The organism is candidate division TA06 bacterium (genome assembly GCA_016208585.1).
Lineage (GTDB): Bacteria > Edwardsbacteria > AC1 > AC1 > EtOH8 > UBA5202.
The window spans coordinates 1-9,125 of sequence record JACQXR010000010.1; the positions used below are offsets into that span (position 1 = coordinate 1).

A 9,125-nucleotide genomic window follows, 5' to 3' on the forward strand; every position below is an offset into this window, starting at 1 on the left:
GAGTTTGAGCAGGTTCATAAAATGCTCAACCGGAAAATCTACAATTTGGATCGTTTTTGTAAGTGACCCTAAAATACGGAATCAGTATTTACAATGCTTTGGGAGGTTTTTTGTTGCATATTGCGCATTTTTGAGGTTTAATGATTATCCCATCCGTTCAGGATATGAATTTAATGTCGTTAGAGAACCTAAACTCAACCCCTTCCCTCCTGCGGCGGACAGGTGCGTCCCCTTCTCTTACTTCAGGTTAGTCCTAATTTGTTCAAGAGACGGGGATTGAGGGGATGAGTTCCAAAGTAAGCCAAGTTCTACCGTTCCTGAGTTAATGGTATAATCAGTTTATTTTTTGGGCGGAAACCTTTTGACAGTTTGCCGCGGTTTGGATATGATAAGGATTATGAGTAAAAGCGATGCTCCAAAATTCAGGCTCATTCATGTCGACTGGGCCCGGGGCCTGGCCGTGCCGCTGATGCTGGGTCTGGCCTGGCTGGTGGAAAATTGGAAAGCACTTCGGCCCAGATTTAAAATACTAACAGCAAAGACCTGAAAGCACAGATATCGGACATCGCAGAGCCAAGGCATCACAACTGGATAAACAACGATTCCCAACCGTATGCCCATCGTATAACTATCGTATCTCTAATGCCCGCTAAGAATTCATCCAGTTCCAGGTCTGGCTTTCCGAGCGCTCCAGCCAGTCACCGTTGTCGGTCATATAGGCGTAGACGTTGGAAAGCGCCTCGTAATGCTTGGTCTCTTCGGTCATCAGGTGCTTAAAGAAATCCTTCTCCGGCCCTTCCACCGCTTCCTTCCAAAGCTTTTCGTACATCTTATAGCTGTACCACTCCATATCCATGGCCACCTTCATCCCCGAGGTATTGTCCGGCTTCAGCTTTGCCCCGTCCCGGTTGAGTTTAAGAAAAAGTTTCTTGATCTCGCTTTCCAGAAAGCCCATCTTTTTGCCCGGCGGCACCGGCCAGGCTTGGCCTTGGATGATGGCGACGTAGATCTCGTTGATCCGCCCGATGTGCTCCACCTCCTGCAGGGCCAGCTGGTCGTAAAGCTTTTTGGCCAGAATGTTGCCGGTCTTCTGGGACATCTTAAGATAAAAGGCGCTGCCCTTGTGCTCCAGCTTTAAGGCGGCCTTCAGGGCCTTGGGCATGTTCTTTAAAGTTTTCATCTTTTTCCCCTTATGGCGGTTAGGGCGCCTGTTCTGTTAGGCGCTTGATAATACAAAAAGCTGCCGGGATTCAAATATACCCCAATGCCGGGATATAGTCAATTTGGAATTTTAAATCTCCTCTATGTAAGGGGGTTTTTCATTCCGCCTGCTCAGCCTGCTCCACCTGCAAAATAAATCCCTCATCCTGTCTTACCCACTTCCCCAAAAGCCTGAGCTTTTTCCCCAGATAATCCGAAATCAGGGCCGGCCGGTTTCTTGGCCCGCCGGGCCGGGGCGGCGGTACAGAAATGGGAAGCCAAGGCTGGACCCGGATGCTGTTCCCCTGCCCGTCGCCGAGGGTTATTTTGAGGTCGGTAAAATAATTTGTTCCCGAATTATTCAGTTCCCCTTTTACCTCTATCAGCTTATCGGCGTATTTTTCCTGGTTCGCCGACAGTTCGAAAAGCTTCAGCTTGAAAGGTTTTACCGTCCCCAGTCCCTGCCGGCAGCAACCGGCTGAGATTAACAGAGACACTACGATCAGCCAAACCGAATATTTTTTCATACTCTGCCTTTGTTTTTGGTTAAAAACCAAAACGAGGCCGAAAAACATTCAACCTCGTTTGGCAAAACGCGTTGGGACTTAAAAGGCCTTGGCCATGGCGAAAATGCTCTTCAGCTTCTCGTTGGTCTCCCGCAGGCGGGCCGAAAGGGTTTTGATGAACACCGAAAGCAGCTTGTAAGCCAGTTCCTTGTCCTCGGAGAGCATTTTCTTAAAATCCCGCTTGTAAATTGCCAGAAGCTTCACCGGCCCCTGGTGGGCTATGGCCGCGGCCGAACGGGGGAAATCGTCGATCAGGGCCATCTCCCCGAAATATTCCCCGGGTCGCAGGATCTTCAGGGCCTCTTCGCCCATCCCCGGCACCATGGTGGAAATCCTGACCTCGCCCTCGGTCACGATGTAAAAAGCGTCGCCGATCTCGCCCTCCTGGAAAACGGCCGCTTCCTTATCGTAGCTCTTGTCGTAGGCCAGACCCATTATCTTCTCCAGCTCCGGCTGGGAAAGGTCGTTGAACAAATAAACCTTGCGCAACAATTCGGAACCTTTATTTACCGCGGGCATATTACCTCTGTTGAAATTATTATTGTGGGGCCGGACTTTCATCTATCTCCTGGATGGAAAGCGCCCGCTTGACATCGTCGTGTCCCAGATATCCCAGATCCACCAGGCATTCGCCGATCTTCTTGCCCTCGCTCTGTATCTGATGGCGGCGGGCTTCGTTGATGTGCGCCACCGAAACGTAACCCAGCGAGACCAGGATCTCGCCGATCAGTTTTTTTTGTGCGGCCATTATTGCCTGCTTTGCTTCAGAGATTAAGGTTTTAGTTGCTGCTGGAGCGGAACTTTTTTTATCAGCCTGATCCGGTCGCCGGGCTTGATGTCCTCGATGATCGAATTAGTGATGTAGGCCGAACAGGTGGTCTGGCGGGGGTTCAACACCTGAATGGTGCCGATCACCGTTTCCAGCTTCTCCACTTTTTCGCCTCCGGCCGGGTTGGATATTTTGCCCTGCCGCCGGTAGATCTCGAAGACATCGCCGATGCCGATGCCGTCATCCAGCCCCCTGTCCAGATAGACCACCCGGTAGGCGGTGGCGGCTTCGATCGGAGACTTGGCGGCTACGATGAAACCTTCCGGGGTCTTGGCCACGGCCAGCATGGGGTCGCCCATGGTGATCTTAGGCACACTGAATTTTTCGTAACGTTTAAGCGTCTCCTTGCGGGTAACGGCTTCCATGCTGCGGATTATTCTGGCCTGGCCCGACTGGGGACCCACCTCGGTCATCCGAACCAGCCCCACGATGGTCACAATTTTTCCCAGCTTATTTTTGCTCTGCGGGTGGAAAACTTCTTCTCCCATGCGGTAGATGGTCAAAGTATCGCCGGGATTAAGGCCGTTGTCGCTGCCGGCCGTGATATAAACGATGTCGTTGGGCATCAGGTAATCGCTGATGGGCTTGTCGGCCCCGTTGATGTAAGCCAGGGGCTTTTCCTCTTCGGCCGTAATATAGCCCGAAGAAAAAACCAGTTCCTCGGAGACCACCGGCACGATCAGCTTCCTGACTACCACCTGGCCGCTAGAAATTTTTACCGGTCCCGCGGTCTGGGGCTCCGGCTCGGGTTCTGGTTCTGGCTCCGGTTCTAGTTCCGGCTCCGGTGCGGGTTCCGGCTCCGGTGCGGCCTGCGCCTGGGCGGGGGCCGGAGTGGTATCCACCGCTGCCGGGGTTATGATTTTGGAAGTATCCGGTGCGGTGGCCATGGCTTCGGGGGTCAAAGGAATGATCAATTCCTGCCCGGGATATATCCAGTGCGGGTCTTTGATCTTATCTTTGTTGGCGTTATAGATTATGGGCCAGGAAGCCGGGTTGCCTAGCTCCTGCTCGGCTATTCCGTGCAGGGTCTCGTCTAATAATACCGTGTGAGTGGTCTTTCCCTCCTGCGCCCAGGCGGCATAACCAAAACAGGCCAGAGCCGCAGCGGCGATAAGAAAAAACCCAAACCTCTTCTGGGACATGATTTTTCCCTCCTAAAAGTTTTTATTTCTTTACTCGCGAAGCGTTGGCGTATTTAAGCCGCAGCTCGTTAAGTATCTCCAGGCACAGCCGTTCCTCGGCCGGGGTCAGGTTGCCCTTGGTTTTTTCCTGCAACAGGATGATGGTGTCGATGTTGTGGCCGGCCAGGGCCAGATCGGTCTTCTGCTGCTGATCCACCGGGTTGGGCACTTCGCCCAGGTTCACCAATGCCGAAGTGGCCAGCATATAGAACAGCGATTCCATGCTGGGCGAAGGCAATGAATTATTGGGAGGTTCTGCCATTTTGCTTAACTCGTGCTTTAATCTTAGTTTTTATCATACTTTGGCCTAAAAAGCAATACTTTTTTTACTTTTTTTTAAATATTATTGCATAGCAAGGCATAAAAGTAGTGGAATATAAGAAACGAGACCTCTGCGGAACCCCCCACCGAAAACACTGAAATTTTGGAAACACGGAACAATGTCCGTTAATCATGGGCTTTACTTAAAGATTTCCGTTCCTGCCTATCTTCAAAGTAGTAGAATATGTTTATTATTCCCGCTTTACTTCCTCCACGATATAGCTCTCCACGATGTCGCCCTTCTTGATGTCGTTGAAGCCGTCCAGACCCAAGCCGCACTCAAACCCGTTCTGCACTTCGCGCACGTCGTCCTTAAAGCGCTTGAGCGAAGCCAGTTTCCCGCCGAATACCTCCACATTGTCCCGCAGCAGCCGCACCTTGTTGTTCCTGGCGATGCTCCCGGAAAGCACGAAGCAGCCGGCGATGGTCCCCACCCCGGAGATCTTGTAGGTCTCGCGCACTTCCACCCGGCCCTGCACCGATTCCTTGAACACCGGGGCCAGCATCCCGGTCTGGGCCTTCTTAATGTCCTCCAGCGCGTCGTAGATGATGTTGTAGGTCCTGATGTCCACCCCTTCGCGCTCGGCCAGCTCCCGGGCCCGCTCCTCGGGCCGGACGTGGAAGCCGATGATGATGGCCCTCGAGGCCTCGGCCAGCAGCACGTCGGACTCGGTGATGGCGCCCACCCCCTTGTGAATCACCGCTATCTTCAGCTGGTCGGTGGACATTTTGAACACCGAGTCGGCGATGGCCTCCACCGAGCCCCCGGCGTCGCCCTTGACGATCAGCTTGAGTTCCTTGATCTCGCCGGCCAGCATCTGGTCGTACAGTCCGTCCAGGGTCACCTTCTTGCCGGGCCGGAACTCCTGCTCCCGCTTCAACTGCTGGCGCTTCAGGGCCAGCTCCCGGGCGGCGGACTCATTGTCCATCACCTGGAAGACATCGCCCACCATGGGCGCGCCGTTGAAGCCCTGGATCACCGCGGCCGAGGAAGGCCCGGCCTTGGCCACCAAATTTCCCCGCTCGCCGTACATGGCCCTGATCTTTCCGTTGAAGTTCCCGGCCACAAAAGGCTGGCCCTTCTGCAAAGTCCCCTGTTGCACCAGCACCGTGGCCAGTATGCCCTTGCCCTTGTCCAGCCGGGACTCGATCACCACCCCCCGGGGCTGGTAATCGGGATCGGCCTTCAGGTCCATCATCTCGGCCTGCAGCAGCACCATCTCCAGCAGTTTGTCGATGTTGGCCCCGGTCTTGGCCGAGACCTCCACGTAGATGGTCTTGCCGCCCCAGTCCTCGGGGGCCAGGTTCTGCTTGGAGAGATCCTGTTTTATCCGCAGGGGATCGGCGTCGAGCAGGTCCATCTTGTTGATGGCCACGATCACCGGCACCTTGGCGGCCTGGGCGTGGTCGATGGCTTCCTGGGTCTGGGGCATCACCCCTTCCGAGGCCGCCACCACCAAGATGACTATGTCGGTGACCTGGGCGCCCCTGGCCCGCATGGCGGTAAAGGCCGCGTGGCCCGGGGTGTCCAGAAAAGTGATGCTGCTTTTGCCGGCCTTTACTTCGTAGGCCCCGATATGTTGGGTGATGCCTCCGAATTCCCCTTCGGCCACGCTGCTTTTGCGGATCCGGTCCAGCAGCGAGGTCTTGCCGTGATCCACGTGTCCCATTACAGTCACCACCGGGGGCCGGGGTTTGAGATTCATCGGTTCGGCGTTTTTCTGATCCTGGGGATCTCCGGGAGTGAACTCCTCCATCTCTTCCACCACATAACCGAAGTCATCGGCGATGGTGGCCAGGGTGTCCAGGTCCAGCCGCTGGTTGATGGTGGCCATGATCCCCAGTCCCAGCGCTTTGGCCACCACCTCGGAGGGCTTGACTCCCATGGCGTGGGACAGATCGCTGATGGAAGAATACTCCGGCAGCCGCACCACCTGCTCCGGAGCCTCCTGGCCCTGAACCTCTTCCTTGTCCTTGAATTTATAGGAACGTCGGGCCTTGCCCCGCTGGATGGCGGCCATGGTCTGTTTGACCGTGGCCGCTACCACCGCCTGGTCCAGCACCGGGCGCTTTTCCTTCTTCTTGCGTCTGCGTCTGCGCCTTCGGCGCTGTTCCGAATCCTCCTCGGTCATGGGCGGCCGGACAGACTGGGGCCGCGCTCCAATGGGACGCAGCGCCCCCAGCCGCGGCGCTCCGGCAAACGAGCCTCCGGGACGCGGGGTTCTGGTGTATGGCGTTCCGGGGCGAGGCGCTCCGGGACGGGGAACCCCCGGTTTTATTCCCTTGGGCGCCTCGGGATAGGGTTCTGAAAATTCCTTGGGATAGTCCACCTTGGAAACGATTACCGGGGTAGGCGGGGCGACCATCTGGGCATTGGCTTCGGCCTTGACCGAGGCTTCCTTCTTTTCCTGGATCTTCTTCTGCTGTTCCTGCTCCCGCTTGACATCCTGTTTTCCCTGCTCCAGCCTCTGCTTGGCCGATGCTATCATATCATCGGTAATGACGCTCATCATGGTCTTAACGTTGAAGTTAAGCTCCTGGAGGATGGCCAGCAGGGCTTTGCCCGACATCTTCAGATCCTTGGCGGCCTCAAAAACCTTGAGCGCCTTGGCCGGATTGGCTTTAAGCTTGGCAGCCGGAGTTTTGGCTGCCTCGGCTTTATGCTCCGAAGTTTTGGCGGAGACTGATTTGGCAGCCGGAGTTTTGGCCGCCTCAGTTTTATGTTCCGGAACTTTGGCGGCGGCTGGTTTGGCGGCAGTTGTTTTGGCTGCGTCGGGCTTTAGTTCCGGAACTTTGGCGGCGGCGGGTTTGGCCGCCGGCTTTTTGGCCGATTCAGGTTTGTGTTCCGGAGTTTTGGCGGCGGGTTTAACGGTGGTTTTTTTAGCGGCAGTTTTTTTGTCTTCAGCCATAATCTCTCCTAATTGCTTGTCCCTACAGGGGGTCAAAAATATTTCTGGTCCGGTGTTTTTATGGTCGGGCCTGCTTCTATTGGGTCTTCTCTTCTTCCTGACCTGGCTCCTTTGTTTCCGGCTGGGATGGCGGTTCTTCTTTGGCTTGTTCATCCGGACCGGACGGAGTCTCCTCGCCTTCATCCGCCGCCCCGGCGATCTCTGTCGCCGCCTCTTTTTGGGCTCCGTCTTTGCCTCCGGCTTGTTCCATCAAAGCCATCAGCTTCTGGTCCTTGGCCTCCTTGGCGGTGGCCAGTATTTTTTCCGCGGTTTTGGCGCCGATGCCCGGCAGGTTGGTCAGCCCCTCCTCCCCGGCGGCAATAATCTTTTCGGCGTCGTCCAGGCCAGCCTCCAAAAGTTTGGCTTTTATCTTATCGGCCAGATCCAGCTCATTCAGGGGAATGGCGGCCTTGCTGACCGCTTCCATCCGCTCCTGGTATTCGCTCTCGGTCACCACGTTGATGTTCCATCCGGTCAGCCGCACCGCCAGCCGCACATTCTGCCCTTTTTTGCCGATGGCCAAAGAGTACTGATCATCGGGAGAGATGACCGTGATCCGCTTGTGTTCCTCGTCGGAGAAAGCGTCTAAGCTTTTGGCCGGGGCCAGGGCCCGGGAAGCAAACATGGCCGGGTCGGGCAACCAGGGCACTATGTCTATCTTTTCCCCGGCCAGCTCCCGCACCACCGCCTGAACCCGCACTCCCTTCAATCCCACGCAGGCTCCCACCGCGTCCACTTTGTTTTCCTTGGAGTAGACCGCTATTTTGGCCCGGTCGCCGGGATCCCGGGCCACCGCCTTGATCTCCACCAGGCCGTCCCGCACCTCGGGCACTTCCTGCTGGAACAGTTTTTTTACGAACTCGGGGCTGGTACGCGATAAAATGATCTGGGGGCCTTTGATGGTCTTGTTGACCTCCTTGAGGCAGGCCCGGATGGAGCGTCCCTGCTGGTAGCGCTCGGCGTGGATCTGTTCCTTGAAGGGCAGCACCGCTTCGGAATGTCCCAGGCTGATCAGCAGGTCTCCCCGGTTTATCTGCTGGACGGTGCCCGAGACGATCTCCCCGATCCGGCTGGCGAAATCGCTGTAGACTTGCTCCCGCTCGGCTTCCTTGATCCGCTGGAACAGCACCTGTTTGGTAGATTGGATGGCCAGCCGCCCGAAATCCTCGAAAGGCAGGATCACCTCCACCGTGTCGCCCGCCTTGGGATCGTCCAGATATTCCTTGGCTTCTTCCATGGTGATCTCCAGCCCCGGCCGGGTAATCTCCTCCACCACCTGCCGGGTGGCAAAGATCCCGATGTCGCCGGCCTCGTCCTCGACCTCCACTACGATGTTGTCGGAAGTGCCGAATCTTTTTTTGCAGGCCTGCAGCAGGCCCTCCTTAAGCTTCTCGATCACGAATTCCTTGTCCAGGTTCTTCTGGCGGGCTATTTCGTTCAAAGCCTCAATGATATCTATGTTGGCCACGGTCTTTCTCCAAAATATATTTTTTGTTTTTCAAAATGGTTTTTTCTGTTTAGCCACATAAAGCACAGAAGTCACAAAATAAACTCCTGGCCACGCCCCTTTTTTATGCGCTTCTTTGCGAGCATTAGTCAATCTATCTTTTGTTTACCCGATCCGACCTACTCTTATCCACAATAATACCGTATTCTTTCACCTTTTTTTAGTCCTCTGTGCTCCTTCGACACCGCTCAGTGCAAGCTTTTTGTGGTTGAATAATCATTCTGTCTTTTTATCTGAATTCTTCTCCAGCTCCAGCCGGGCCTTCTTGATCTGGGACAGCGGCAGCCACAGCGGCTCCTGCCCTTCCATTCTCAGCTTTACCATGCCCTCGCGGTACTCCAGTAGCCGGACGGTCAAATCGTAACTGCCGGACACCGGCTGCACCAGTTTCAGCCTGGCCAAACGCCCCAGGGACCTTTGGTAATCGCTTTCTTTTTGGGTCTTCTCCAATGAGTGTGGGTGATTTTAGGTGATTTTGGGCTACTTACAGGGGAGGAAGCGTGCAGGTCAGTACCTTCAACCGTAAGTATTCCTCGTCTCTCAAACCATACGCCCTGCGCTGAATAACCCTGA

At 55.3% G+C, this 9,125-nt stretch carries 10 protein-coding genes; 1 reads left to right on the forward strand and 9 read right to left on the reverse strand.

Annotation, left to right across the window (positions count from 1 at the left end):
* Positions 1-397 precede the first annotated feature (397 nt).
* The gene (locus HY768_01055; protein MBI4725809.1) at positions 398-547 is read left to right on the forward strand and encodes a hypothetical protein; all 150 of its coding nucleotides are present in this window, start codon (positions 398-400) and stop codon (positions 545-547) included.
* 102 nt (positions 548-649) lie between these two features.
* On the opposite strand, the gene HY768_01060 is transcribed toward HY768_01055, so the two are convergent.
* From HY768_01060 to HY768_01100, 9 genes are all read right to left on the reverse strand, one after another.
* Positions 650-1,180 carry a ferritin family protein gene (locus HY768_01060; protein MBI4725810.1) on the reverse strand — a complete coding sequence of 177 codons (531 nt, stop codon included), beginning with the start codon at positions 1,178-1,180 and terminating at the stop codon, positions 650-652.
* A gap of 139 nt (positions 1,181-1,319) precedes the next feature.
* Entirely contained in the window at positions 1,320-1,727 is a 408-nt protein-coding gene (locus HY768_01065; protein ID MBI4725811.1) for a hypothetical protein, read from the reverse strand.
* 78 nt (positions 1,728-1,805) lie between these two features.
* Positions 1,806-2,285 carry a cyclic nucleotide-binding domain-containing protein gene (locus HY768_01070; protein MBI4725812.1) on the reverse strand — a complete coding sequence of 160 codons (480 nt, stop codon included), beginning with the start codon at positions 2,283-2,285 and terminating at the stop codon, positions 1,806-1,808.
* A 19-nt stretch (positions 2,286-2,304) separates the two neighbouring features.
* On the reverse strand, positions 2,305-2,514 hold the full coding sequence (locus HY768_01075; protein ID MBI4725813.1) for a hypothetical protein: 210 nt from the start codon (positions 2,512-2,514) through the stop codon (positions 2,305-2,307).
* A 23-nt stretch (positions 2,515-2,537) separates the two neighbouring features.
* Complete coding sequence (locus HY768_01080) at positions 2,538-3,737, reverse strand: LysM peptidoglycan-binding domain-containing protein (GenBank protein MBI4725814.1); 1,200 nt, start codon at positions 3,735-3,737, stop codon at positions 2,538-2,540.
* 22 nt (positions 3,738-3,759) lie between these two features.
* Positions 3,760-4,038 (reverse strand): DUF1844 domain-containing protein, encoded by a 279-nt coding sequence (locus HY768_01085; GenBank protein ID MBI4725815.1) that lies wholly within the window; start codon positions 4,036-4,038, stop codon positions 3,760-3,762.
* A 250-nt stretch (positions 4,039-4,288) separates the two neighbouring features.
* Positions 4,289-7,006, reverse strand: a complete 2,718-nt coding sequence (gene infB, locus HY768_01090; GenBank protein ID MBI4725816.1) for a translation initiation factor IF-2 — start codon at positions 7,004-7,006, stop codon at positions 4,289-4,291.
* Positions 7,007-7,082: 76 nt separating this feature from the next.
* Positions 7,083-8,513 carry a transcription termination/antitermination protein NusA gene (gene nusA, locus HY768_01095; GenBank protein MBI4725817.1) on the reverse strand — a complete coding sequence of 477 codons (1,431 nt, stop codon included), beginning with the start codon at positions 8,511-8,513 and terminating at the stop codon, positions 7,083-7,085.
* Between the two features lie 255 nt (positions 8,514-8,768).
* Positions 8,769-9,002: a hypothetical protein gene (locus HY768_01100; protein ID MBI4725818.1), complete on the reverse strand. Its 234-nt coding sequence runs from the start codon at positions 9,000-9,002 to the stop codon at positions 8,769-8,771.
* Between the last annotated feature and the right edge of the window lie 123 nt (positions 9,003-9,125).